We start from the raw sequence: 23859 nt of genomic DNA on the forward strand, positions 1-23859 counted from the left end.
CATGCTAAGCGAGCGCAGCGGAGTCGACGCATCTCTACCGCTTCGTTGCCATCAGTTTGAATGCCATTGAAGTAGAGACACTTCGATTCCACTGCGCTTGCTCAGCATGACCGTCTAATACACAACATGCCCCAAAACCTCCCCCGCCTCGGCTTTTCCGTGGGCGACCTCGCCGGCATCGGCCCCGAAGTCATTTACAAAACCCTGCTCGATGAGCGCCTGCTGAAAATCTGCACGCCCGTCATCTACGGCACGGCCACGGCGCTGTTCGACGATTTCCCCACCCCGGCCGATACCGAGCACCTCCAGTTTCGCCAGCTGCGCGATGCTGCCGACATTGCCCCCGGCCGCCTCAACGCCGTAACCTGCTGGGATGAGGACTTCGCCCTCGCCCCCGGCCAGCCATCTGCCGCTACCGGCGCGGCCGCCCGCGAAAGCCTGCTCTGTGCCGCCCGCGACCTCAAAGCCGGCAAACTCGACGGCATTGTGACCGCGCCCATCAGCAAAGACAACACCCAGTCCGACGATTTCCGCTACCCCGGCCACACCGAGTTTCTCACCAGCTATTTCGAAGCCCCCGAGAGCCTGATGTTTCTGGTGGACGAGGATGCCGGCCTGCGCATTGCCACTGTCACCGGCCACGTCCCGCTCAAAGATGTACCCGCCAAGCTCACGGCTGAACTGCTGCGCACCAAAATCACCCTGCTGCTCAAGTCGCTCAAAAACGACTTTGGCATCCTTAAGCCACGCATTGCCGTGCTCGGCCTCAACCCCCACGCCGGCGAAAACGGCCTGCTGGGCAAGGAAGAAGGCGACATCGTGACACCCGTTATTCAGCAGTTCGCCCACGACGGTCACCTCGTCGTCGGCCCCTTCCCGGCCGATGGCTACTTCGGCACCCAGCAGTTCCGGCAGTTCGACGCCACGCTGGCCCTCTACCACGACCAAGGCCTGATTCCTTTCAAGCTCATGGCCTTCGAGCGCGGCGTAAACTTCACCGCCGGCCTGCCCGTAGTCCGCACCTCGCCCGACCACGGCACCGCCTACGGCCTCGCCGGCCAGTACAAAGCCGACGAATCCTCCTTCCGCGCCGCCGTGTACTTGGCCTGCGACATCTGGAAGCAGCGTTGGGAAGATGCCCAGCCACGCTCGGCACGGTAGCCGTACAAGGGCTTTTCCGACACCTTGCCACCGAGAAACTTAGCTGTTTTTTTGGCAAAAAGCCGGATTTTCACTACTTTTGCCCCCTGCTATCCAAGCGACCGTGAAAAAAGAAAGCAAATACGACCTCAACTTAGCCAAGCTGGCGCTGAAAACGCACCACTTTGAGTTCGAGTTAGGTCCCGAATTCTTCGCCTTATTCGACCAGCCGCTGGTGGAGCAAGGCCACCTGCACGCCGACGTGGAGCTCATTAAAACCGAGCGGCTGATGACGCTGAACTTCCACATCACCGGCACCGTGCAGCTCACCTGCGACCGGAGCCTCGACGAGTTCGACCAGCCGCTGGATATTCACGAACAACTGCTGGTGCGCTTCGGTGACGAAGCCAAGGAACTGGACGACAACGTGCTGCAAATCACGCCCGAAACCCAGACCCTGCCCCTCGCCCAGCATCTTTACGACTACATCGGGTTGGCCCTGCCCATGAAGAAGCTGCACCCGCGCTTCCAGAACGAGGCCGACGACAACCCCGACGCGCCGACCAAGCTCATCTTCAGCACCCGTCCTGCCGATGATGCGCCCGACGACGACGAGCCGGCCGACCCCCGCTGGGCCGCGCTGCGCAATTTGAATTAATCCGTCAGTGCCCCGAGTCGCTCCCCACTCGTTAACCGCAACTTCAATCCCCTAATTTCAACTAAACCATGGCACATCCTAAGCGCCGCACCTCTTCCGCCGTTCGCGACAAGCGTCGTACCCACTACAAGCTGACCCCTAAGGCCGTGACCTTGTGCCCCAACACGGGCGAGCTGCACCTGCGCCACAAGGCGTACGTAGTGGATGGCGACCTGTATCACAACGGCCAGTTGGCCATCAAAAACTACTCGAAGACCAACGTCGCTCCTGCGGCTGATGCTACCGGCGACGACGAATAGCGCGTTTGGTTGTTACTTCGCGGCACCACTAGGTCCGGCTTCGCTCCTTTTTTAAGCCAGCGGGGCCGGATTTTTGGTACTTTCGCATTCCGCTGACCTCCCTCCAAACACCTCTTTCATGAAAATAGCCCTCGACGCAATGGGCGGCGATTTCGCCCCCCAAGCCGCCGTGGCGGGTGCCCTGCTGGCCGCCGAACAACTCGCCGGTAAGGCTACCATTGTCCTCATCGGCCAGGAAGACGCGGTGCGTCCCCTGCTTCAGGCTGCCGGCCCCGCCGGAGCCGCGCTTGAGTTCGTTCCCGCGTCGCAGGTTATCGACATGGGCGAGCACCCTGCCAAAGCCTTCCAGCAGAAGCAGGATTCGAGCATTGCCGTGGGCTACAAAATGCTCCTCACGGGCGAAGTCGATGCCTTTTGCTCGGCCGGCAACACGGGTGCCATGCTCGTGGGGGCCATGCTTACGGTGAAGGCCGTGCCCGGCGTGATTCGCCCGGCCATTGCCAACTTCGTTCCCAAAATGACGGGCGAATTCGGCATCCTGCTGGATGTGGGAGCCAATGCCGAATGCAAGCCCGAAATGCTGGAGCAATTCGGCGAGCTCGGCTTTTTGTATGCCCGCTACGTGCTGGGCATCGAGCAGCCCAAAGTGGGCCTCGTGAACCTCGGCGAAGAAGAGGGCAAGGGCACGCCCATCACCCAGGCCGCGCACCAGCTGCTGAAGGTGAACCCGCACATCAATTTCGTGGGCAACGTGGAAGGCCGCGACATGTTCAACGACAAAGCCGACGTGATTGTGTGCGACGGCTTCACAGGCAACATTCTGCTGAAAATGGCCGAATCCATCTACGAACTGATGGAGGCCAAGCACATTCACGACCCATTCTTCGACAAATTCAACTACGAAGCCGTGGGTGGCTCGCCCATCCTAGGCATCAACGACAACGCAATTATCGGGCACGGGCGCAGCACGCCTTTGGCCATCGGCAACATGCTGGTGCAGGGCTTCAACATGGCCGACTCCGGGATTGTTGACCAAATTAAGGCTACTTTTAAGTCCTAGCCCCGGTCCCCGGCGGTGAAAAACTTCCGGCTTCGGCCGGATTTTTTTTAGACGCTTGGGCGCTCATTGCCGGAGCGTTGGGTGGCTATTTCCGGCCGCACCGCCGCTCGCATTCCCATTTTACGCTTGCCCCGCCTACTTTTGCCCGTATGAAGATTACTGCCGCCATCACTGGTGTGGGCTCTTATGTGCCCGACTACGTGCTTACCAATGCCGAGCTTGAAAAGCTGGTGGATACCAACGACGAATGGATTATGTCGCGCACCGGCATCCGGGAGCGGCGCATTCTGAAGGGCGAGAACCAGGGTACTTCCGTGATGGGCATCAAGGCAGTGCGGCGGCTTCTGGAAAAAACCGGCACCAATCCCGAGGACGTGGAGCTACTGATTTGCGCCACCACTACGCCCGATTTGCTGTTTCCGGCCACGGCCAACATCATTTCCAATGGTGTGGGCGTTACCAAGGCGTTCAGCTTCGACATGAACGCGGCGTGCTCGACCTTCCTCTTTGCGCTGGCCACGGGCGCGCAATACATTCAGGCCGGCACGCACAAAAAAGTAATTGTGGTGGGGGCCGATAAAATGTCGGCCATCGTGGATTACACCGACCGCGCCAACTGCATTCTGTTTGGCGACGGCGCGGCGGCCGTGTTGCTCGAACCCAGCACCGAGGGTTTCGGCATTCTCGACCAGGTGCTGCGCACCGACGGCTCGGGCGAGGCCTACCTGCACCAGAAAGCCGGCGGCAGCCGCCGCCCGCCCTCCCACGCCACCGTGGATGCCAAGGAACACTACATCTACCAGGAGGGCGCGACGGTTTTCAAATTCGCCGTGAAAAGCATGGCCGACGTGGCCGCCCAGGTAATGGAGCGCAACCACCTCAGCAAAGACGATGTGGCCTTCCTAGTACCCCACCAGGCCAATAAGCGCATTATTGACGCTACAGCCAACCGCATGGGCGTGGGGCCGGAGAAAGTAATGCTCAACATCGACCGCTACGGCAACACCACCAACGCCACCATTCCGCTGTGCCTGGCCGACTACGAAAGCCAGCTGCGGCGCGGCGACAACCTGGTGCTGGCAGCCTTCGGCGGCGGCTTCACCTGGGGCTCCATCTACCTCAAATGGGCGTATGATGGCGACCGCGTGGCGGTTAGCTAATGGCCGTTAGCTGTTAGCTTTGTCACTCCTTTGGATTCCCGGTTGTTTAATAGCCAAGGGCTTTTGAATAACCGCTCACAAAAACACCCACAAAAAAGCTCATAGCTACTGGCTATCAGCTAAAAGTTTAGAAACCATGGCATCAACCGCCGACTTCCGCAACGGGCTCGTTCTCAATTACAACAACGAGCTGCACGTCATCACCGAGTTTCAGCACGTGAAGCCCGGCAAAGGCCCCGCCTTTGTGCGTACCAAGATGCGCAACATCAAAACCGGCCGCACCATTGATAACACCTTCAACGCCGGTGTGAAAGTGGAAACAGCTCGCGTAGAGCAGCGCCCCCACCAGTTCCTCTACAAGGACGACTACGGCTACACGTTCATGAACAAGGAAGATTTCGAGCAAGTGGTGCTGCCCGAGGAAATGGTGCCCTTTGCCGACCTGATGAAGGAAGGCCAGGACGTGACCATCCTCATGCACGCCGAAACCGAAATGCCCCTCACTGCCGAACTGCCCACCACCGTGGACCTGGTGGTAACGTATACCGAGCCCGGCCTGCGTGGCGACACTGCCACCAACACCCTGAAGCCTGCCACCGTGGAGACCGGGGCCCGCATCCAGGTGCCGCTGTTCATCGATGTGGACACCAAAATCCGCATTAAAACCAGCGACTACAGCTACGTTGAGCGCGTAAAATAATAACTTAAGCCGTTAGTATAATAGCTGACAGCGCGCAATTAGCCGCTGATTGAACATGTCAAACCCGCCCAAAAAGGACGCTGCAATGAAAGCCAAAGAACTCCAGGAACTGCTCGATTTTATCGCCAAATCGGGCTTGAACAAGGTCAACATTGAAACCGAAGAATTTAAAATCTCGGTGCAGCGCGACCCCAACACCAAGCACGTGACGACGATGGCAGCTCCGGTAGCTCACGCGCCCGCGCCCGTAGCCGCAGCCCCCGCACCAGTTGCGGCGGCCGCTCCCGCCGCCCCGGCCGCCACAGAAGCGCCTGCTGGCAACTATAAGCCCCTGAAAGCGCCCATGATTGGCACTTTCTACCGCAGCAGCGGCCCCGAGGCGCCTGCTTTTGTGCAGGTGGGCGACATGGTGGAGAAAGGCCAGGTTATCTGCATCATTGAGGCGATGAAGCTGTTCAACGAGATTGAAGCCGAAGAAAGCGGCCGCATTGTGAAGGCGCTGGTGGACAACGCCACGCCGGTTGAATACGACCAGCCGTTGTTTTTGATTGAGTAGTTTTTCCCCCTTTGTCATCCTGAGCGGAGCGAAGGACCCTATCAAGTCGGAACGAGTCGTTCAAACGTGATAAGGTCCTTCGCTCCGCTCAGGATGACAGGTTTTAACCCTGACCCTCCCACCCAAATGTTCAAGAAAATACTCATCGCCAACCGGGGCGAAATTGCCCTGCGCATTATCCGCACCTGCAAGGAAATGGGCATCAAAACGGTGGCCGTGTACTCGACTGCTGATAAAGAAAGCCTGCACGTGAAGTTTGCCGATGAGGCCGTGTGCATCGGGCCGCCGGCCTCTAAAGACAGCTACCTGAGCATGCCCAACCTGATTGCGGCCTGCGAAATCACCAACGCCGATGCCATTCACCCTGGTTACGGCTTCCTGAGCGAAAATGCGGAATTCTCGCGCATCTGCGCCGAAAACGGCATTAAGTTTATCGGGGCTTCGCCTGAGATGATTAACCAGATGGGCGACAAGGCCACGGCCAAGGCAACCATGATTAAGGCCGGTGTGCCGGTGGTACCGGGCTCGCAGGGCTTGCTCGAATCGGTGGAGCAGGGCAAGAAAATTGCCAACAAAATCAAATACCCCGTCATCATCAAGGCCACGGCCGGGGGCGGCGGGCGCGGCATGCGCATCATTCATTCCGACGACGAGTTCCAGAAGCACTGGGACGACGCGCGCACGGAATCGAAGGCCGCGTTTGGCAACGACGGCATGTACCTGGAGAAGTACGTGGTGGAGCCGCGCCACATTGAGGTGCAGATTGTGGGCGACCAGTTCGGGCACGTCTGCCACTTGTCGGAGCGCGACTGTAGCATCCAGCGCCGCCACCAGAAGCTGGTGGAAGAGGCGCCGTCGCCGTTTATGACGGACGCGCTGCGTGAGAAGATGGGCAAAGCAGCCATTGCGGGCGCAGCCGCTATTGGCTATGAGGGCGTGGGCACGATTGAGTTTCTGGTGGATGCCAACCGGGATTTCTACTTCATGGAGATGAACACCCGCATCCAGGTGGAGCACCCCGTGACGGAGGAAATCATCAACTACGACCTGATTAAGGAGCAAATCAAGGTGGCGGCGGGCATCCCGATTTCGGGCAAAAACTACTATCCCAAGATGCACGCCATGGAGTGCCGCATCAATGCCGAGGACCCGCGCAACGGCTTCCGGCCCGCGCCCGGCCGCATCACCACGTTGCACATCCCCGGCGGCCACGGCGTGCGCGTGGATACGCACGTGTATGCGGGCTACCAGATTCCGCCCAACTACGATTCGATGATTGCCAAGCTCATCACCGTGGCCCAGACCCGGGAGGAGTGCATCGTGAAGATGAAGCGCGCCCTGAGCGAGTTTGTGGTGGAAGGCGTGAAAACGACCATCCCCTTCCACCTCGCCCTGATGGACAACGCGGATTTTAAGGAAGGAAATTTCACGACGGCTTTTCTGGAGCAGTCGTTCGATTTCTCGACGATTTAGGGCGTTTGCCTTGTCGCGTCGGCGGGGCGGTTCATCGATTGATTGCAAATGCGTTTCTTTCCAATTTAAAGCCCCAGCAGGGCGACACTCGCACCAGCGAATGCCGCTCTACTGGGGCTTCGCCTTTTAGTTAGCGTACCATGCATAGCCTTTTTAAATTCCTTGTTGCTGCGGCGGGGACGGCCAGTTGCCTTGGGCTCACCTCCTGCGCCGATTCCTGCACCGGCAGCATCGAAACTACGGTGCTCTTTGCCAAGCCGGGCCCGAAGGGCGTGGGCCGAAACATTTACGTGGACGTGGTGAACAAGCCCGACCTGGGCATCAAGCAGACCCTGATGTATGAGGGCAAGGAGTTTGGCACGTTCAATCACGTCGTCATCATCAACGACCCCACCAGTCGCTATGCTTCGAACCGCACGATTTGCTTTTCGAAGTTTGAGAAAAATGCGGCTGAACGGGGCGGGGATTTGACGGAGGAAGGACTCCCGAAAATTACGGTGACGCAGTAGCGCACTGCCCAGCCAGGCGTGTAACCTTGCTCCTGGGGCCGGAACTCTTACGGAGAGTTTCGGCCCTTTTTTGTTACTCTATGCGTCCACGGCTTCTCCCGGCTTGCCTGCTCTTCGTTCTCATTTCCGGCCCGCTGCGCCGCGCCGGGGCCCAGGCGGTGGCCCCGCTGCCGCCCCGCGATACGGCCTATGCCGTGCACAATTTATTTCGGGAGCGGCGCTTCAAGGGCATGCGCGATTCCGGCTACGGCATGGCTGGCCTCACGGGCATGGGCTTCGAGCTGGTGCACGGGCAAACGGGCGCGGGGGTGCTGCTGGGCCTGATTGGCGTGGTGCCCACGGCGCTGGGCACCCGGCAGTACTGGCGCTACAGCCAGGAACGGGAAGGCGGCGTGGTACGGCAGTACGAGCAGGGCTGGCCGCTGCCGCCCCAGGTGCGGTGGCGTCTCCGGCCCAAGCATTTCAAGGCGCTGGCGGTGCCGCAATGATGCTGGTAGGCTGAAATGCGGAATGTCGCGGAAAAGGCATAGGCCTCATTTCACCCTTGCGCTTTTTACGTCTTATTTTGAAAGACTGTCATCGAAGAAATAACCGCTGCAGTGGTCATTGGCAAAACAATAATGGCAAATAGCTACGGCCCCGCAACAACTTCCAGCAATTATCGCCCTTATTGTGCCCCATCTTCGCTACCATCATGCGTGTATTCTTTTTATTAAATGTTCTGGCCGTTTTTTCATTGGGAAATGCTCCGGCGCAAACGCTTCCGAAGCCGGAGCTATCCGCGGCACCATTGTTTCGGCCAAATCAGGTCAGAACCGGTACCCCGCTCGATACCACTGGCTGGCGATTTACAGTCAGGCCTGTTGCTGAGGCTGTTGACGACAAATCGGGAGAAGTTCGTTTTAAGATTGTGATTAACAAGGAGGGAACCATCGAATCTGTGCTCCCGGTCAGCAGCACCGTTTCGGCCAGGCAGGAATCACTATGTCGGCAGGCGTTGCTGCAGGCTCGCTTCGAGCAGGTTGGAACAAAACCGGGCGGAGCCACGGGGTATTACACCTTCAAATTCACTATCAATTGATGATTTCCGGTTTGCCCCGAACTGGTTACCAATGTTAAAAATGATTCCCCAACGCCCCCGCCGCACATTGCGGCGGGGGCGTTGGGCTTTTGGGCTACCTTTGCGGCACCAAACTCCCACCCCACCCTCACTTACCCCAAAATACCCCTCCTTACCTATGGCACGAGTGGAAATGACGATGCCCAAGATGGGCGAAAGCATCATGGAAGGCACCGTCCTGAAATGGCTCAAGCAAGTTGGCGACACGATTGAGCAGGATGAATCAGTGCTGGAAGTAGCCACCGATAAAGTTGATACCGAAGTGCCGGCCATCTACGCCGGCGTGCTGACGGAAATTCTGGTGCAGGAAGGCCAGGTTGTGGCCGTGGGCGCGCCCATCGCCATCATGGAAACCGATGCGGCCGCCGCTGGTGCTGCGGCACCGGCCAGCGCCCCGGCTGCTCCGCAGGCCGCCCCCGCGCCTTCCAGCAACGGCAGCGCCGTGCCCTACCTGCCCGAGCCGCAGGCTCCCCAGCCCGTGGCCGCCGTAGCGGGTGCCGAGCATCAGCCCGGCCGCTTCCTCTCGCCGCTGGTGCTCAGCATTGCCCGCGAAGAAGGCGTGAGCATGACGGACCTGGAATACCTGCCCGGCACCGGCAAGGAAAACCGCGTCACCAAGAAAGATATTCTCGACTACGTGGCGGCTGGCAAGCCCTCGCTGACTGGCACCGCCGCAGCTACGGCTTCGGTGCAGGCTCCGGCGGCTGCTCCGCAACCGCAAGTTGCCCCGACGGCTCCCGCTCCTGCAGCAGCTTCCACTCCGGCCCCGGCGGCGAGCGTCAAGCCGGTACCCAGCGTGAGCGGCGGCCAGGAACTGATTGAGATGGACCGGATGCGCAAGATGATTGCGCAGCGCATGGTGGACTCGAAGCGCATTTCGCCGCACGTCACCAGCTTCGTGGAAGCCGACGTAACCAACATTGCGAACTGGCGCAACAAGCACAAGGATGCCTACAAGAAGCGCGAGGGCGAAAACCTCACCTTCACGCCCATCTTCATCCAGGCCGTGGCCCGCGCCATCCAGGACTTCCCGCTGATTAACGTGTCGATTGATGGCGACTACATCATCAAGAAGCGCGACATCAACATCGGCGTAGCCGTGGCCCTGCCCAGTGGCAACCTCATTGTCCCCGTCATCCACAATGCCGACCAGCTCAACCTCAACGGCCTGACCAAGAAGGTGAACGACCTGGCCAACCGTGCCCGCATCAACAAGCTGAAGCCGGAAGACCTCGAAGGCGGCACCTACACGCTGAGCAACGTGGGCTCGTTCGGCAACGTGATGGGCACGCCCATCATCATGCAGCCGCAGGTAGCTATCATGGCCGTCGGCGCCATCAAGAAGAAACCGGCCGTGATTGAAACGCCGCAGGGCGACCTCATCGGCATTCGCCAGTTCATGTTCCTGAGCCACAGCTACGACCACCGCGTGGTAGACGGCTCACTCGGCGGTATGTTCGTGCGCAAAGTGGCTGATTATCTGGAGCAGTTCGACCCGAATACGGCGATTTAATTTCCTGTTTGATACTATTAAAAAAGCCCATCCCTGGCGGGTGGGCTTTTCTTTTGAACCATGAAAAACATTGTTTTCCTCGGAGCTCTGGTGCTGGCACTGGGCCTCATCGGCTATTTATACCAACAACTCGATGCCACCGAAAAGGCGCTGAAACTATCGGAGCAGCGCTTTGCTGATTGTCAAAAGGTCACATTCCAGCTTCAGAACCAGCTCGCACCCTTGCAAAAAAAACAGCCGGGCGGAATTCCGCAGTAATCATTGCGTAGCCTTTAGGTGCTGGATTCATTTAAACGCAGCCACCATTTCATGGTCTGCAGCTTGTCCTTTTCTGTTTCAGTCAACTCTAATTCGGCAAACTCCTCTTTCAGTTTATCAATACCGTAGTTGTCTCTCAGCCAGAAAGGAAATTGCGCAACGCTTTTATTCCACCCTTTTAGAGCCCGTTGTAACACTTGCTTTAAGTCTTTTTGTGACTTTGGACAGATAACTTCTAAAAGTTGGCCGGCGAATTCCTGCTGTGAGTAATCATCCGCATCACTTTCCCGCTCCAAAATCATAATTACACCCTCCACAACTATTTCGGGGTCCACCTTTTGCAGAACGTATGCCAATTGCCTGATTCGGAGGCTTTGGTGTTCCCTGTATTTGCCAACAGAGACTAGGATTTCACTTTCTACATCGTCTGCAGTCTTTGGAAAATTCATAGTAACGACAACTACTTGAATATCATAAAAAATGTCGCGGGGCTGGTTTTATCCCTTTAACGTCAGAAATAAGAAAAGCCGCTTCTGGTTCTCAGAAGCGGCTTTTCTTATTTCTGAAAATTTACCAGTCCGAAGTTACAAGCCTTTCAGCGCCTGTTCCAGCGCGGCGATTTTTGCCTCCGCATCGGCCAGTTTCTGGCGTTCCTTTTCCAATACTTCGGGCTTGGCGTTCTGGGCGAACTTCTCGTTGCCAAGTTTCTTCTGCACCGAATCGCGGAAGCCCTGGGCGTATTCCAGCTCTTTTTCGAGGCGGGTGCGCTCGGCGGCCATGTCGATGTGGCCTTCGAGCGGGATGAAAAACTCGCTACCGCCCAGCACGAAGCTCACCGAGGCGGCGGGGCCGGCTTCGGCAAAGCTCACCTCCGAAATGCTGCCCAGCTTGCGGATGATGCCTTCGTAATCGGTCACCAGCTGCGGCTCGTCGGTTTTGGCTACCAGCGTCAGCGGCTTGTTGGGGCCGAGGTTTTTCTGGTTGCGCACGGTGCGTATGCCGGCAACGATGGCTAGGGCCTTGTCCATGTTGGCCAGGGTTTCGGCGCTGTTGGCGGGGGCGATGGCACGGGGCCAGGGGGCCACGGTCACGTAGTCACGGGGGCCGCGCTCGGCCAGCTCGTGCCACAGCTCTTCGGTGATGAAGGGCATGAAGGGGTGCAGCAGCTTGAGCAGCGTTTCGAGGTAGGCGGTGGTGTGGCGCAGGCTTTCGGCATCGATGGGATGCTGGTAGGCGGGCTTCACCATCTCCAGGTACTGGGCGCAGAAATCGTCCCACACCAGCTTGTAAATGGTCATCAGCGCATCCGACATCCGGAATTTCTCGAAATGGTCGTCCATCTCCACGATGGCGGCCTGCAACTTGGCATTGAACCACGTCACGGCCTTCTCATTCACAAAAGGCAGCGAGGCATCAGCTTCCCAGCCTTTTACGAGGCGGAAAGCGTTCCAGAGCTTGTTGGAGAAGTTGCGGCCCTGCTCCACCAGCTTCACGTCGTAGAGCAAATCGTTGCCGGCGGGGGCCGAAAACAGCATGCCGGTGCGCACGCCATCGGCACCGTACTGGGCGATGAGGTCGAGCGGGTCGGGCGAGTTGCCGAGCTGCTTGCTCATTTTGCGGCCCTGCGCGTCGCGTACGATGCCGGTGAGGTACACGTTTTTGAACGGCACTTCCTGGCGGTATTCCAGACCGGCCATAATCATGCGGGCCACCCAGAAGAAGAGGATGTCAGGCCCGGTCACCAGGTCATTGGTGGGGTAGAAATAGTTGATGTCGGCGTTGTCGGGGTCTTTGAAGCCGTCGAACACCGAAATCGGCCACAGCCACGACGAAAACCAGGTATCGAGCACGTCCTCGTCCTGGCGCAAATCGGAGAGCTGCATATCAGCCTTGCCACTCTGGGCAATGGCTTGCTGCAGGGCATCCTCGGCGGTGAGGGCGACTACGAAGGTGCCATCGGGCAGATAGTAGGCCGGAATCTGCTGGCCCCACCAGAGCTGGCGCGAGATGCACCAGTCACGCACGTTCTCCATCCAGGCCCGGTACATGTTCTTGAACTTGGGCGGGTGCAGCTTCACGGTGTCGTTCTCCACTACGTCGAGCGCGGGCTTGGCCATCTGCTCCATCTTCATGAACCACTGCAGGCTGAGCTTGGGCTCAATCACCGCCTTGGTGCGCTCCGACGTTTGCACGATGCTGGCGTACTCCTCGATTTTTTCGAGCAGGCCGGCTTCCTGCAAATCCTTGGCAATCTGCTTGCGCGCGGCAAACCGGTCCTGCCCCACGTAGAGCACGGCCTTCTCGTTCAGCGTGCCGTTATCGGCCAGAATGTCGATAACGGGCAGGTTATGCTTCACGCCCAGCTCGTAGTCGTTCAGGTCGTGTGCGGGCGTCACCTTCAGTGCGCCCGTACCGAAGTCCATCGACACGTACTCGTCAAAAATCACCGGGATTTCGCGGCCCAGTAGCGGGATACGCACTTTCTGGCCGGCCAGGTGAGCGTAGCGCGGGTCGTTGGGGTTCACGGCTACGGCCACGTCAGCCATGATGGTTTCGGGGCGCGAGGTGGCCACGGTCAGAAACTGGCCCTCCTGCCCTACCACGGCGTATTTGAGGTAGTACATCTTGGCCTGCACATCCTTGGCAATCACCTCCTCATCGGAGATGGCGGTGCGGCCTTCGGGGTCCCAGTTCACCATGCGGACACCGCGGTAAATCAGGCCTTTGTTATACAAATCCACAAACACGCGGAGTACAGCATCAGTCAAATCCGGCTCCATCGTGAAGCGCGTGCGGTCCCAATCGCAGGAGGCGCCGAGCTGCTTGAGCTGCTCCAGAATGATGCCGCCGTACTTGTCCTTCCACTCGAAGGCGTGGCTGAGGAATTGCTCGCGAGTGAGGTCAGTTTTGTTGATGCCTTGCTCCTTGAGCTGGGCCACTACTTTGGCCTCGGTGGCGATGCTGGCGTGGTCGGTGCCGGGCACCCAGCAGGCTTCCTTGCCCTGCATGCGAGCGCGGCGCACCAGCACGTCCTGAATCGTATTGTTGAGCATGTGCCCCATGTGGAGCACGCCCGTCACGTTGGGCGGCGGAATGACTACGGTGTAGGGCTTCTTTTTGGGGTTGGGTTTGGCTTTGAAAAAGCCCTGCTCCTGCCAGCGTTGGTACCATTTGGCTTCAACGTCGGTAGGCGAATAGGTGGTGGCGAGGGACATGGAGAGTTGTGCAAGTAGCAGAAGCAACAAAAATAGGCATTAGAACTGCGGGAGAATAAGCTACTCAACCCCAACCTAACTTATTACTCTGTTTGAGTTTCAAAGAGCTCCACGGCATTAATAGAAAATTCACCGATGTCAGCCCTTTTACAACCATTTAGCTACCAACGACACATCCTTGTCAAAAGTCATTTTTATAAAATAATATTGCGCTGATTTTCAAATACATAAAATTTATAAAATGCTTTTATTAGTCAAATAATTGATTCAATAAGCCCACTACAACCCTATCGTTTTGAAAGTCGTCGACCGTATTTAACGCTGAAAGTTTAATTCGCTGTTTGTACCTTCCGAGAGATTCAGTTTGTTGCTTCGCAAAATTTCATGGCTTCGCTCTTTTCTTTTCGTAAACCTGCACCTCCGGTTACGACCGTGCCCGAGGTACCGGAACCGATTGGTACGCTACGTATTGGCCTGGGGCAGCTACTGGTGGAAGGCGGGGAGCCCGCCCGCAACCTCGCCCGGGCCGTGGAGCAGATTGCTGAAGCCGCCGCCCAAAACTGTGAGCTGGTACTCCTACCCGAAACCCTCGACTTTGCCTGGACGCACCCCAGCGCCCTCTACGAGGCCCAGCCCATTCCCGGCGCGTATAGCAATATGCTGTGCGAAGCGGCGGCCCGCCACCAGATTTACGTGTGCGCCGGCCTCACCGAGCGCGCCGCCGATGGACGCAATTTCAACGCGGCAATTCTCATCGACCCGCAGGGCAATATTATCGTTAAATACCACAAGATAAACCTCTTGAATGTAGAACAGCCGTACTATGCCGTGGGCCAGACACTGAACGTAGTCGATACCCCACTAGGCAAAATCGGGGTGAACATCTGCGCCGATAACTACCTCGACGGGCTGCACATAGGCCACACGCTGGCCCGCATGGGTGCCGAATTCATCATTGCGCCGGCCTCGTGGACTGTGGACTACTCCATCACCGAGGAGCACGACCCCTATCAGGAGAAATGGGTGAAGCCGTTTTCCATCCTTGCCCAGCTCTACAACGTAGTGGTGGTCAGCGTCACATCCGTCGGTTATATCGTGGGCGGGCCGTATGAAGGGAAAAAAAGTGTGGGTTGCTCCCTGGCTGTTGACGCCCACGGCGTGCGCGCACAGGGAGCGTTCAATGAGTTTGCCGGCCAGTTGGTTGTGGCCGACTTGGCCCGGCCCCACCGTCCCGAACGGGGCACCGACATTGGCGTCATGCTCCAACGCAAAGGCTACCGCTTCGACCAATTGCCTTAATCACGACTTTTGTAGTCCTCTATTTTCATCCTTCGTCCTACCTTTTTACCGCCTTACGCTCTGTCTTTGCTGCCCACCCACTTTCATCTGCAGCCCCCTCATTTCAACTAGAATTGCTAACTCAGTTACTCCCCCACGATTCCATGTCCACCACCAGTTCAGCGGCTGACTATCAGCGCTGTACTCGATGCGTCATGGACACGACCGCGCCGGGCATCACCTTTGATTCGGAAGGCACCTGCTCTTTTTGCGACGTCCATGACCGCATGGAAACCGCCTTCCCCCTTGGTGAAGCCGGACGCGAAACCGTGCGGCGCCAAGCTGATGAAATGCGACGGGCCGGCCGCAACCGCCGCTACGACTGCGTGGTGGGCGTGAGCGGTGGTCGCGACAGCACCTACACGCTCTGGTATTGCGTCACTCAACTCAAGCTGCGTCCCTTGGCGGTGCACTTCAACGACGGCTTCGGCAACCCCGTGGCCGGCGAAAACATGGTGCGCACCTGCCAGCGCCTGGGCGTGGAGCTCCGCACCATCACCTCAGACTGGCGCGAGTCGAAAGACCTGAAAATCGCCTTTTTGAAAGCCTCCGTACCCGATATGGAAGAAGGCACCGACCTGGGCATCGCGACCGCACTGTATGGCGTGGCGGCCAAGGAGGGCATCCGGCACCTGGTCATTGGCCAGTCGTTTCGCACCGAGGGCATTGCGCCGCTCAGCTGGAATTTTCTGGATGGCCGCTACCTGCGGGCCGTACACAAGCAGTTTGGCACGGTGCCGCTGCGGCGCTGGCAGCCCGCCGACCCGGGCTTCAATCTGGGCATCAAGGAGATATTCTATTACGCGTTTGTGCGGCGCATCAAAACCGTGACGCTGCTCTATCACCTTGATTATGTGCGCACCGAGGTCGACGAGCTGCTGGTGCGGGAACTGGCTTGGAAAAGCCCTGGCGCGCATTATTCCGACGACCTCTACCAAAGCCTGATTTATTACCTGAACCGCGTCAAATTCAACATCGACCGGCGGCTGTTCAACTACTCGGCGCTAATACGCTCGGGCCAGATGAGCCGGGAATATGCTCTGGAACGCATTTCCCACATCAATTCCATTGAGGACGAAACCGTTATCCAGCTCTGCATCAAGCGCCTGGGCCTGACGCGGGCCGAGTTTGAAGCCATTGTGGCCGCCCCGCCCAAAACCTTCCACGACTACCCCAACAACTACGCGCTGCTCCAGCTGCTGCGCGGCCCCATCAAGCTCATGAGCCGGCTCAATCTGATTCCCGAATCGACTTACGATAAGTACTTTAACTGCGGCACCTGAGCCGTAAATTCAAAAAGAGAGGCCGCTCCCTGCATCGGAAGCGGCCTCTCTTTTTGAGCAGAATTGCTTGCGGTCAGATTAGGCAGCAATGTGCAGCCAATCTTTCTTTTCGAGCAGGCGCTCGCGGGTTTCGCGGTAGTCGGGGTCGTCCACGCAGCAATCGACGGGGCACACGGCGGCACACTGCGGCTCTTCATGGAAGCCCACGCACTCGGTGCATTTATCCGATACGATGTAGTAGTACTCGTCCGATACCGGGGTTTGCGGGGCCGTGCCCGATACCACGGTGCCGTCGGCGGCGGTTACTTCCTTTAGGGTGGTGCCATCGGCCCAGCGCCACTGCGCGCCGCCTTCGTAAATAGCGTTGTTGGGGCATTCCGGCTCGCAGGCACCACAGTTGATGCACTCGTCGGTTATCATGATGGCCATGGGGCGTCGGGGTTCGGAGGGTGAAGTGAGGAAACCAAAGCAGAACGAGGGAGCTTTACGTAAAACGCCCGCCCCGCGCCGTTCTTTGGGCCTGCAAAATTAACCAACAACGGCTGGGTTTGCACAGTTTAAGCCAATTTTGCCGGGTAATCTTCCGTGCGGGCACCTTTTGCAGCCCGCGCCCTCCCCTTTTCCCATGAATCATTCCGAACGCCTAGCTGCTTTTGTGGCCCTCGGCCAGCGCCTTGCCACCCTTTCTACTGATGAGCTGACCGGCCTAGCGGCCCGCGCCCGCAACCAAAATGCCTGGTTCGACCTGCCCAACGTGACAGCCGCCGTGGCCGGTATCGCACACCTGCTGGCCGAAGCGCCGCTGCGCCACTGGGCCGCGCGCTACCCCGCCGAGCCCACCACCGTGCGCCAGGTGGGCGTGGTGATGGCCGGCAACATTCCCATGGTCGGCTTCCACGACCTGCTGTGCGTGCTGCTCAGCGGCCACGTGCTGCTGGCCAAGCCCAGCGCCGATGATACCGTGCTAATGACCTGGCTGATAGAAGAGCTGGTGAAAATTGAGCCGCGTTTCGTGGATTTCATCAAAGTATTGCCGCGCCTGAACGCGGCCGATGCCTTCATTGCCACGGGCTCAGATAATACGGCGCGCTATTTCGAATTCTACTTTGGCCAGCGGCCGCACCTCATCCGCCGCAACCGCACCAGCGTGGCCGTGCTCACGGGCCAGGAAACCGGCGCGGAGCTGGCCCTGCTGGGGCCGGACATCTTCCAATACTACGGCCTGGGCTGCCGCAATGTGAGCAAGCTCTTCGTGCCCGAGGGCTATGACTTTGTGCCATTGCTCGATGCCTTGCAAGGGTTTGAAGGTGTGCTTAATCATCACAAATACAACAACAACTACGACTACAACAAGAGCATTCTGCTGGTGAATGCCGTGCCGCACTACGACACCGGCTTCCTGCTGCTCACGCGCGGCGCAGCGCTGGTGTCGCCCATTTCGGTGGTGCACTACACCGAGTACGCCAGCGAGGTTGACCTCGTGGACCAGCTCACCGATGTGGCGGCCCAGACGCAGTGCGTGGTGTCGGCCAGCGGGCGGTTTGCGGGCAGCGTGCCGTTTGGCAAAGCCCAGGCCCCGGGCGTGGACGAGTACGCCGACCGCGTGGATACGATGGAATTTCTGGCGCAGCTGCCCTAGAAATTTTCATCAAAAAATCAGACGTCGGCGGGTAATTTATCGTTTGGATAGACCAACGGAGGCACTTTGCCTTCCTCTCCTCCACCCACCCGATTACCCATTACCGCCATGTCTTTTACCTATCCCATTGATACCGTTGAGATTGTTGAAAAGGAAGAAATAGCCACCATGCAGTTCGGCCAGGCCGATGTGCTGCCCAACGAAGCCGACCGCCAACGCCGCCGCGCCGATGCCGACCGCGCCGTGACCCTGGGCAACGCCTACCACGGCAAGCTCGATATCTATTTTCAGACGGCCGATGGCGCTACCAAGCGCGTGGCCACCACCATCTGGGCTGCCGATGCCGAGCATCTCACCCTGAAATCGGGCTCTTCGCTGCCGTTGCGGGCCGTGCTTGGGTTTGATTTTTATTAGCCAGCACCAGCATTTGCGGCAAAAAAAGGCCGGACCCTGCGAAGGATTTCGCACGGCCCGGCCTTTTGAGTTACTTGACTGAAGATTATTTCGCTACCAAATGCTGGAGCGTGCGCTCAATCATGGCATCGACCACAGCCCCGGCATTCTCGGCAAATTCGCCGGTGGCGCGGTTGGCCACAATGGCATTCAGCGACAATACTTCGTGGCCCAGCAGGCGGCCCAGGGAATAATAGCCGGCCGTTTCCATCTCGAAATTGGTGAGGCGGAATTCGCCCTCGCCGCTCTGGTGGCGGAAATTCTGGAGGCGGGAAATGTAGTCGGACTGGCGCAGCGGCAGGCGCAGGCTGCGGCCCTGCGGCCCATAGAAGCCGGGGCAGGTGAGCGTGTTGCCCATCGTCATACCGGCCCCCAACTGCTCGCGCAGCAGGTCGGAACCGCGCACCACGTAGGGCGTGAAGGACAGGCCCAGGCTCTTTTGCAGTTCGGTGGCTACTTCGGTTTCGAGGCCGGTTTCCATCAGCGGGTAGAACTGCATGAGGCTGTCGAGGCCCACAGCGTGCTCGGTGGCCAGCATTGCGCCGATGGGCACATCGGCCTGAAGGCTGCCGCTGGTACCCAGCCGGATGATGCGCAGGCTCATGCGTTCCTCCTCGGGGCGCACCTCGCGGGCCATGAAGTCGATATTGACCAGGGCGTCGAGCTCGTTCATCACGATGTCGATGTTGTCGGTGCCCATGCCGGTGCTGAGCACAGTGAGGCGCTTGCCGCGGTAGTAGCCCACGTGGGTCACGAATTCGCGGTGGGTGGTTTCAAACTCCACCGAATCAAAATGCCGGCTGACCTGGGCCACCCGCGCAGGGTCGCCCACTGTGAGGATGGTGTCGGAAATGTGGTCGGGCAGCAGGTTGAGGTGGTAAATGCTCCCGTCGGGATTGAGGATGAGTTCGGAGTTGGGAATTGACATCGGGGGTCGGTGTTGAGTAGTCAGAAATCAGGCGTCGAAATAATCGGCAAGAAACGCAACCGACGGCAAGTACCGCCTACTGACTACTTAATCCGACTACTAAGATTTAGGCTTTGTAGGAGGCCAGGCCCTGGGCGGGGTTGTAGTGGTTGCTGAGCTTGGGGTAGGTACCGGTGCCGTCGTACACGCGCTTGTCGGGGTGCTGGGCGCAGACTTCGGAGCAGGCTCCCTGCAGGGTTTCGCCGCAGCTTTCGCAGAGGGGCAGGTGGGCGTTGCAGTGCGGGTTGGCGCAGTTGATGAGGCGGGCGCTGGGCTGCTGGCAGTGGTGGCAGCGCGATATCACGGTGGGGTTCACGCGGTTCACGTCTACAGCCACGCGGTTGTCGAACACGTAGCACTGGCCGTCGAAATCCTCGCCCCCGGCCTCGATGCCGTACTTGATGATGCCGCCGTGCAGCTGGTACACGTTCTCGAAACCCTGCTCCAGCAGGTAGGCGCTGGCTTTTTCGCACTTCACACCGCCGGTGCAGTAAGTCAGAATTTTCTTGTCCTTGAACTCCTTGAGGCGCTCGACGCGGTCGGGGAAATCGCGGAAATTTTCGATGTCCAGCGTCACGGCGTTTTTGAAGCGGCCGAGGTTGTACTCGTAATCCGAGCGCACGTCTACCACCACCACGTCGTCGCGGTCCTTCAGCGCCTTGAATTCTTCGGGCGAGAGGTGCTGGCCGGTTTTCTCATGAGGCCGCACGTGGTGCAGGCTGCTGTGCACGATTTCGGACTTCACCCGCACGTGCAGCTTCTGGAAGGTGTGGGCTTCCACGTCGTCTACCTTGAACTCCAGCGCGGCGAAGCGCGGGTCGGCTTTCACGGCGGCCATGTAGGCCGCGCAGCTTTCGCGCGTGCCCGATACCGTGCCGTTCAGCCCCTCGGCCGCCACAATGATGCGCCCGCGCAAATCCAGCGCCAGGCACAGGCGGTGGTGCTCGTCGCGGAACTGCTCGGGGTTCTCGAGCGGGGTATAGCAGTAATAAAGAAGAACCTGATACATTCTAAAAGTTCTGAGTTTTGAGTTTTGAATGTTGAGTGCTATTCACAATTTATTTGGTTCGGAATACTGCATCAACTCAAAACTCAACATTCAACATTCAACACTTTCTAAACTTTCACCGCCGGGTTGCCGAATACCGTCTGGCCATTCGGAACATCGGCCACTACCACCGAACCAGCGCCAACGCGGGCCTTATCCCCGATTTTCACACCGGCCACCACCACCGCGCCGGCTCCGATGAAGGCTTGCTCGCCCACTTTTACATCGGCTCCGAGCAGAGCACCGCTGCCCAGTTGGGCGTAGTCGGCCACGGTGACGCGGGCTTCCACCACGGCATTGGCACCCACCAGGCAGCCGTCGCCGAGGGTGGCGGTGGCGGCTACCACGGCGTTGGGGCCGATGTAGTTGCCGTGGCCCAGGATGGCGTGGTTCGACACACTGGCCCGCTCGTGGATGGCGTTAACGGGCACGGCTTCGTACTCAGTGCGCAGCATCTGGGTGAGGCTGCGGCGGCTGGCGGTGTCTTCGGTGGCTACGAAGACTTCGCACTTTTTGCCGAGGAGTTTCAGCAGTTCGCCGTCGTCGGTGTTGCCCATCACGGGCACATCAAGCAGCTCGGTGCCTTGCAGCTTCTGGTCGTCGTCGAGCAGGCAATACACTACCACGTCGTTGGAAAGGAAAGCGTCGAGGGCAGCGGTGCCCACGGTTTGGGCACCAAGAATGATAACGGGGTTTTCCATGGAGGGAATTCGGATGAGGAAGGCCCGGCCAGTCGGCCGCAAATTGCGCCGCCGCCCGGCCAGGCAATGCAAAGGTACGGCACACGCCGCAGGGGCGGTTTCGGTAGCATCAGCCACCCCGGCAACGGCTACTTTCCCCGAAACCCGAGCCGGCGCAGTAGGGTCGCGGCGTAGTCATTTTGGAGCAGTAGCAGCACCAGGTAAGGCATCAGGTCGCTGCGGTAGCGGTGCAGCGAGCCTAGGTTGGGCGTGGTCAGCCCCATCAAAGCCGCCAGTACAATGCAGAATATCAATAGCCCTAGGCCCAGTATAAATGGCAAATGGCCCGCCCGGCCCCGCCCGGCACCCACGGCAGCCACCATCATCAAGACCAGCAGGAGCAGGTTTTCGGCCCCGGCGGCGGCCAGGCGCATTTCGTGGGACTCGCCCAGGTAGGGACGCGTGAGGGTATTGGCCACCGCCAGCGGAGCGTAGCTCAGCACGCTTTCCAGCGTAGGGCGCAGGTCAGGGTACTCGAAATGAGGTCGTCCCACCAAGTTAGGCAGGTCGGAGGTGTACACGCGCACCACCTGGTTGGTGAATTTATTCACGCTGAAGGCCACGCTTACCTGCTGCGCCAGCCAGAGGCCGGAGCCCAGCACTGCCAAAAGTGCCACGGCCTGCGCCCAGCGCGACCGCGCCAGCCCGCGCACCTGCAGGCTCCGTACCAGCGCAATGCCCACCAGCACTGCCAGCAGCGGCGCGGCAAAAAAGTAACGCATTTTGAAGTGGACAAAGGCCAGCACAACAATTGCCAACCACCAGCCGGCCTGGCTCCACCACGCGCCGGACGACCGCACTGCCGGGTCACCGTACAGCCGTTCCAGCACGAGCGCCGTGAGCCACGCCCCGCTGCCCACTAGCAGCGACTCCTTGCTCAGCCCCGTGGCCCAGAACCACACGGATGGCCACAGTAGAAACGCCACCGCGCCCGCTCCGGCCGGTGTATTTGGGAATATCCGGGCCAGCACCCGCACCAGTTGCCAACTGCTCACAAACGCGAATAAGCTTAGGTACAAACCGTTCAGCCAGCCAACTCCGCATGAAGCCAGATTCAGGAACGCCAGCACCTTGATGAAGAACCAAGTATTGGAAAATCCCTGAAAAACAGCAGTGTAATTGACGACATGAATGAGTGTCACGGCTTGCGTGAGCGTCTGCCAGGCCTGGGCCGGGTGTGCCCACAGCTGCGCCGTGATGGGTTGGCTCAGGTCGCTCATGAACTTGGCATCGAGCTGCAAATTCCAGTTGCGCATCAGGCCCACGGCTACGCGCACGCCCAGACCAGCCACCAAGGCGGCCCGCCACCAGGGCGCCGAAACTTCGCGCCACTGCCGCCGTAGCCACGGCAGCAATCCGGCCAGCAGGGCCGCATTCAGCAAAATGGCCAGCGCTACTTTCACCGGACCACGCGGGGTTGTTGCACCAGTCGACTGCCGATGGCGCAGTGCAGGCAGCGGCGTGGAGTACAGTAATTCTTGTGCAACGCCAGCAGGCCCTGAGAGTCGGCCGCCGTGCGATGCGTGAAACCCAGCGCTTCGTACACGTCGGTATATTGGTTGTGTTCGGGCGGTAATTCAGACAACAAAGCCACACTGCTTTCTACTACCTCGGGTTTGCCTACGTATCGGGCATAGGCCACGCGCAGCGGCACCACCACGTTGGTAATAAGCAGGTCGATGCTGCTTTTGCCCAGGCCCGGCACCTTGCCCGGCCGGCCAGGCCGGAAATGCGCCCGCCAGTATGCCGGGGCGGGAGCCTGGAAAAACTCCGTCAGTGCAGCTACGCTTTGGGCCGTGAGTAAGGCATCGAACAAGGCGGGGCGGGCGTGGAGCAGGCCCGCCAGCTGCCCCAGCCGCACCGGTGGGAAATTGGCTGGGCGCAGGCGCAGGTAGTTCCATTCGTGTACAGCCAGGGCCGCATCGGTCAGGCTGTACTTGTGCCGCAGAAACTCGTATTCCTGCCTCAAGTCCCGAATGTAGTCATCGGCCGCAGTCTCTTCATCTTCAACCAGAAATCCGGCCTGACCGAACAGCAGCGCTTCGAGTTGGCGCTGGTCGTGGCGGTGGCGGCGCAACACGGCCAGCGGCAGGGCTTTGGCCAGACGCGCCAGCGGCTCGCTGTTTTTTTGGAAGCCGAAAGCGGCCATCAGCGCGTGGTAGGCGGTGGCTTCCCAGTCCTGCCCGAGGTGCTGGTGCAGGGCCATCACGTCATCGGCCTTGCGCTCCACGCGCTCCAGCAAGGCCCGCTCGGCCATCATCGTGCGGGTGATTTCGGGCACCAGATTCAGCAGCGGGGCGCAGGGCAAAGGGGCAGTGGCGGGCGCGTCAACCAGGGCCTGGTAACGGGCCAATAGCTCCGGGGCAAGGCGACCTTGCAGAGCCAGCGCGGGAATCAGGCTGCCGTTGGTGCGGGCCACGTCGGCATCGTGCCGGCCCACTACATGCAGAATTACCTGGTCGTATTTGGGGTCGGTTTGGTGGTTGTGGCGGGTCCAGTCGGATGCGCGGAGGTGAATTTCTACGGCGCCGTTCCACTCCACTTCGCCCACGCGCAGGCGGGCGTTCAGGAAATCGGGGCCGGCGTCGGCGTTGCGGTGGCCGGGTTTCAGCACCTGGATTTCCTCGCCGTCGGCCGTGCGCAGGTCGGCCTTATCAAAGTACTGGTGTTGCCAGACGTAATGGTAGAAATCTTCGCGCATGGGGCAAATGTAAAACGGCCCGCCTCTTT

General features: G+C 59.2%; 25 protein-coding genes. 17 read left to right on the forward strand and 8 right to left on the reverse strand.

Translation table 11 applies throughout. From position 1 onward, the window contains the following. The first annotated feature begins 126 nt into the window (after window positions 1-126). The 13 genes from pdxA (at window position 127) to ACYVM5_RS19250 (ending at window position 10446) form a co-directional block, all read left to right on the forward strand. A complete protein-coding gene (pdxA, locus tag ACYVM5_RS19190) occupies window positions 127-1161 on the forward strand; it encodes a PdxA family dehydrogenase (RefSeq protein ID WP_460619706.1) in 1035 nt (344 codons plus the stop codon). A 103-nt stretch (window positions 1162-1264) separates the two neighbouring features. Next, complete coding sequence (locus tag ACYVM5_RS19195) at window positions 1265-1798, forward strand: YceD family protein (protein ID WP_460619707.1); 534 nt, start codon at window positions 1265-1267, stop codon at window positions 1796-1798. A gap of 68 nt (window positions 1799-1866) precedes the next feature. Continuing rightward, window positions 1867-2097: a large ribosomal subunit protein bL32 gene (gene rpmF, locus ACYVM5_RS19200; protein ID WP_460619708.1), complete on the forward strand. Its 231-nt coding sequence runs from the start codon at window positions 1867-1869 to the stop codon at window positions 2095-2097. 118 nt (window positions 2098-2215) lie between these two features. Beyond that, window positions 2216-3157, forward strand: a complete 942-nt coding sequence (gene plsX, locus ACYVM5_RS19205) for a phosphate acyltransferase (protein ID WP_460619709.1) — start codon at window positions 2216-2218, stop codon at window positions 3155-3157. Between the two features lie 149 nt (window positions 3158-3306). Next, on the forward strand, window positions 3307-4317 hold the full coding sequence (locus tag ACYVM5_RS19210) for a beta-ketoacyl-ACP synthase III (RefSeq protein WP_460619710.1): 1011 nt from the start codon (window positions 3307-3309) through the stop codon (window positions 4315-4317). Window positions 4318-4453: 136 nt separating this feature from the next. Further along, window positions 4454-5017, forward strand: a complete 564-nt coding sequence (gene efp, locus ACYVM5_RS19215; RefSeq protein WP_190922262.1) for an elongation factor P — start codon at window positions 4454-4456, stop codon at window positions 5015-5017. An 85-nt stretch (window positions 5018-5102) separates the two neighbouring features. Next, on the forward strand, window positions 5103-5573 hold the full coding sequence (accB, locus tag ACYVM5_RS19220; protein WP_460620204.1) for an acetyl-CoA carboxylase biotin carboxyl carrier protein: 471 nt from the start codon (window positions 5103-5105) through the stop codon (window positions 5571-5573). 126 nt (window positions 5574-5699) lie between these two features. Then, window positions 5700-7046: an acetyl-CoA carboxylase biotin carboxylase subunit gene (gene accC, locus ACYVM5_RS19225; RefSeq protein WP_460619711.1), complete on the forward strand. Its 1347-nt coding sequence runs from the start codon at window positions 5700-5702 to the stop codon at window positions 7044-7046. Window positions 7047-7186: 140 nt separating this feature from the next. Further along, on the forward strand, window positions 7187-7555 hold the full coding sequence (locus ACYVM5_RS19230) for a hypothetical protein (protein ID WP_460619712.1): 369 nt from the start codon (window positions 7187-7189) through the stop codon (window positions 7553-7555). An 80-nt stretch (window positions 7556-7635) separates the two neighbouring features. Then, window positions 7636-8043: a hypothetical protein gene (locus ACYVM5_RS19235; RefSeq protein WP_460619713.1), complete on the forward strand. Its 408-nt coding sequence runs from the start codon at window positions 7636-7638 to the stop codon at window positions 8041-8043. Window positions 8044-8249: 206 nt separating this feature from the next. Then, window positions 8250-8636: an energy transducer TonB gene (locus ACYVM5_RS19240; protein WP_460619714.1), complete on the forward strand. Its 387-nt coding sequence runs from the start codon at window positions 8250-8252 to the stop codon at window positions 8634-8636. Between the two features lie 157 nt (window positions 8637-8793). After that, window positions 8794-10188, forward strand: a complete 1395-nt coding sequence (locus ACYVM5_RS19245) for a dihydrolipoamide acetyltransferase family protein (protein ID WP_460619715.1) — start codon at window positions 8794-8796, stop codon at window positions 10186-10188. Window positions 10189-10248: 60 nt separating this feature from the next. After that, window positions 10249-10446, forward strand: a complete 198-nt coding sequence (locus ACYVM5_RS19250) for a hypothetical protein (RefSeq protein WP_198068127.1) — start codon at window positions 10249-10251, stop codon at window positions 10444-10446. A 14-nt stretch (window positions 10447-10460) separates the two neighbouring features. Here the strand turns inward: ACYVM5_RS19250 and ACYVM5_RS19255 are convergent, their stop codons facing one another. Both ACYVM5_RS19255 and ACYVM5_RS19260 read right to left on the reverse strand, forming a co-directional pair. Then, window positions 10461-10895, reverse strand: coding sequence for a hypothetical protein (locus ACYVM5_RS19255; RefSeq protein WP_460619716.1), 435 nt, complete (start codon window positions 10893-10895; stop codon window positions 10461-10463). A 135-nt stretch (window positions 10896-11030) separates the two neighbouring features. Then, window positions 11031-13661: a valine--tRNA ligase gene (locus ACYVM5_RS19260; RefSeq protein WP_460619717.1), complete on the reverse strand. Its 2631-nt coding sequence runs from the start codon at window positions 13659-13661 to the stop codon at window positions 11031-11033. A gap of 432 nt (window positions 13662-14093) precedes the next feature. On the opposite strand from ACYVM5_RS19260, the gene ACYVM5_RS19265 reads away from it, so the two are divergent. Together ACYVM5_RS19265 and ACYVM5_RS19270 are read left to right on the forward strand one after the other, a co-directional pair. Further along, window positions 14094-14960: a carbon-nitrogen hydrolase family protein gene (locus tag ACYVM5_RS19265; RefSeq protein ID WP_460619718.1), complete on the forward strand. Its 867-nt coding sequence runs from the start codon at window positions 14094-14096 to the stop codon at window positions 14958-14960. Between the two features lie 143 nt (window positions 14961-15103). Beyond that, complete coding sequence (locus tag ACYVM5_RS19270) at window positions 15104-16282, forward strand: N-acetyl sugar amidotransferase (protein WP_460619719.1); 1179 nt, start codon at window positions 15104-15106, stop codon at window positions 16280-16282. 78 nt (window positions 16283-16360) lie between these two features. Here ACYVM5_RS19270 and ACYVM5_RS19275 read toward each other — a convergent pair whose 3' ends face one another. Further along, on the reverse strand, window positions 16361-16711 hold the full coding sequence (locus ACYVM5_RS19275; protein ID WP_342300786.1) for a 4Fe-4S dicluster domain-containing protein: 351 nt from the start codon (window positions 16709-16711) through the stop codon (window positions 16361-16363). 196 nt (window positions 16712-16907) lie between these two features. On the opposite strand from ACYVM5_RS19275, the gene ACYVM5_RS19280 reads away from it, so the two are divergent. Further along, a complete protein-coding gene (locus ACYVM5_RS19280; RefSeq protein WP_460619720.1) occupies window positions 16908-17921 on the forward strand; it encodes an acyl-CoA reductase in 1014 nt (337 codons plus the stop codon). A gap of 108 nt (window positions 17922-18029) precedes the next feature. Beyond that, the gene (locus tag ACYVM5_RS19285) at window positions 18030-18335 is read left to right on the forward strand and encodes a hypothetical protein (protein WP_460619721.1); all 306 of its coding nucleotides are present in this window, start codon (window positions 18030-18032) and stop codon (window positions 18333-18335) included. A gap of 85 nt (window positions 18336-18420) precedes the next feature. Here ACYVM5_RS19285 and ACYVM5_RS19290 read toward each other — a convergent pair whose 3' ends face one another. From ACYVM5_RS19290 to ACYVM5_RS19310, 5 genes are all read right to left on the reverse strand, one after another. Further along, complete coding sequence (locus ACYVM5_RS19290; RefSeq protein ID WP_460619722.1) at window positions 18421-19302, reverse strand: nucleoside phosphorylase; 882 nt, start codon at window positions 19300-19302, stop codon at window positions 18421-18423. 106 nt (window positions 19303-19408) lie between these two features. Beyond that, complete coding sequence (trhO, locus tag ACYVM5_RS19295; protein WP_460619723.1) at window positions 19409-20350, reverse strand: rhodanese-related sulfurtransferase; 942 nt, start codon at window positions 20348-20350, stop codon at window positions 19409-19411. Window positions 20351-20457: 107 nt separating this feature from the next. Continuing rightward, on the reverse strand, window positions 20458-21090 hold the full coding sequence (locus tag ACYVM5_RS19300; RefSeq protein ID WP_460619724.1) for an LbetaH domain-containing protein: 633 nt from the start codon (window positions 21088-21090) through the stop codon (window positions 20458-20460). A 128-nt stretch (window positions 21091-21218) separates the two neighbouring features. Beyond that, complete coding sequence (locus ACYVM5_RS19305) at window positions 21219-22532, reverse strand: hypothetical protein (RefSeq protein ID WP_460619725.1); 1314 nt, start codon at window positions 22530-22532, stop codon at window positions 21219-21221. Beyond that, on the reverse strand, window positions 22529-23830 hold the full coding sequence (locus tag ACYVM5_RS19310) for a DUF2851 family protein (RefSeq protein ID WP_460619726.1): 1302 nt from the start codon (window positions 23828-23830) through the stop codon (window positions 22529-22531). The genes ACYVM5_RS19305 and ACYVM5_RS19310 overlap by 4 nt, the downstream gene beginning before the upstream one ends. Between the last annotated feature and the right edge of the window lie 29 nt (window positions 23831-23859).

The organism is Hymenobacter ruber (assembly GCF_054783255.1).

Bases quoted from the DNA above. Each gene is read 5' to 3' on its own strand.
- pdxA (WP_460619706.1), top strand. From the start codon at position 127: ATGCCCCAAAACCTCCCCCGCCTCGGCTTTTCCGTGGGCGACCTCGCC.
- rpmF (WP_460619708.1), top strand. From the start codon at position 1,867: ATGGCACATCCTAAGCGCCGCACCTCTTCCGCCGTTCGCGACAAGCGT.
- plsX (WP_460619709.1), top strand. From the start codon at position 2,216: ATGAAAATAGCCCTCGACGCAATGGGCGGCGATTTCGCCCCCCAAGCC.
- ACYVM5_RS19210 (WP_460619710.1), top strand. From the start codon at position 3,307: ATGAAGATTACTGCCGCCATCACTGGTGTGGGCTCTTATGTGCCCGAC.
- efp (WP_190922262.1), top strand. From the start codon at position 4,454: ATGGCATCAACCGCCGACTTCCGCAACGGGCTCGTTCTCAATTACAAC.
- accB (WP_460620204.1), top strand. From the start codon at position 5,103: ATGAAAGCCAAAGAACTCCAGGAACTGCTCGATTTTATCGCCAAATCG.
- accC (WP_460619711.1), top strand. From the start codon at position 5,700: ATGTTCAAGAAAATACTCATCGCCAACCGGGGCGAAATTGCCCTGCGC.
- ACYVM5_RS19230 (WP_460619712.1), top strand. From the start codon at position 7,187: ATGCATAGCCTTTTTAAATTCCTTGTTGCTGCGGCGGGGACGGCCAGT.
- ACYVM5_RS19235 (WP_460619713.1), top strand. From the start codon at position 7,636: ATGCGTCCACGGCTTCTCCCGGCTTGCCTGCTCTTCGTTCTCATTTCC.
- ACYVM5_RS19240 (WP_460619714.1), top strand. From the start codon at position 8,250: ATGCGTGTATTCTTTTTATTAAATGTTCTGGCCGTTTTTTCATTGGGA.
- ACYVM5_RS19245 (WP_460619715.1), top strand. From the start codon at position 8,794: ATGGCACGAGTGGAAATGACGATGCCCAAGATGGGCGAAAGCATCATG.
- ACYVM5_RS19250 (WP_198068127.1), top strand. From the start codon at position 10,249: ATGAAAAACATTGTTTTCCTCGGAGCTCTGGTGCTGGCACTGGGCCTC.
- ACYVM5_RS19255 (WP_460619716.1), bottom strand. From the start codon at position 10,895: ATGAATTTTCCAAAGACTGCAGACGATGTAGAAAGTGAAATCCTAGTC.
- ACYVM5_RS19260 (WP_460619717.1), bottom strand. From the start codon at position 13,661: ATGTCCCTCGCCACCACCTATTCGCCTACCGACGTTGAAGCCAAATGG.
- ACYVM5_RS19270 (WP_460619719.1), top strand. From the start codon at position 15,104: ATGTCCACCACCAGTTCAGCGGCTGACTATCAGCGCTGTACTCGATGC.
- ACYVM5_RS19275 (WP_342300786.1), bottom strand. From the start codon at position 16,711: ATGGCCATCATGATAACCGACGAGTGCATCAACTGTGGTGCCTGCGAG.
- ACYVM5_RS19280 (WP_460619720.1), top strand. From the start codon at position 16,908: ATGAATCATTCCGAACGCCTAGCTGCTTTTGTGGCCCTCGGCCAGCGC.
- ACYVM5_RS19285 (WP_460619721.1), top strand. From the start codon at position 18,030: ATGTCTTTTACCTATCCCATTGATACCGTTGAGATTGTTGAAAAGGAA.
- ACYVM5_RS19290 (WP_460619722.1), bottom strand. From the start codon at position 19,302: ATGTCAATTCCCAACTCCGAACTCATCCTCAATCCCGACGGGAGCATT.
- trhO (WP_460619723.1), bottom strand. From the start codon at position 20,350: ATGTATCAGGTTCTTCTTTATTACTGCTATACCCCGCTCGAGAACCCC.
- ACYVM5_RS19300 (WP_460619724.1), bottom strand. From the start codon at position 21,090: ATGGAAAACCCCGTTATCATTCTTGGTGCCCAAACCGTGGGCACCGCT.
- ACYVM5_RS19310 (WP_460619726.1), bottom strand. From the start codon at position 23,830: ATGCGCGAAGATTTCTACCATTACGTCTGGCAACACCAGTACTTTGAT.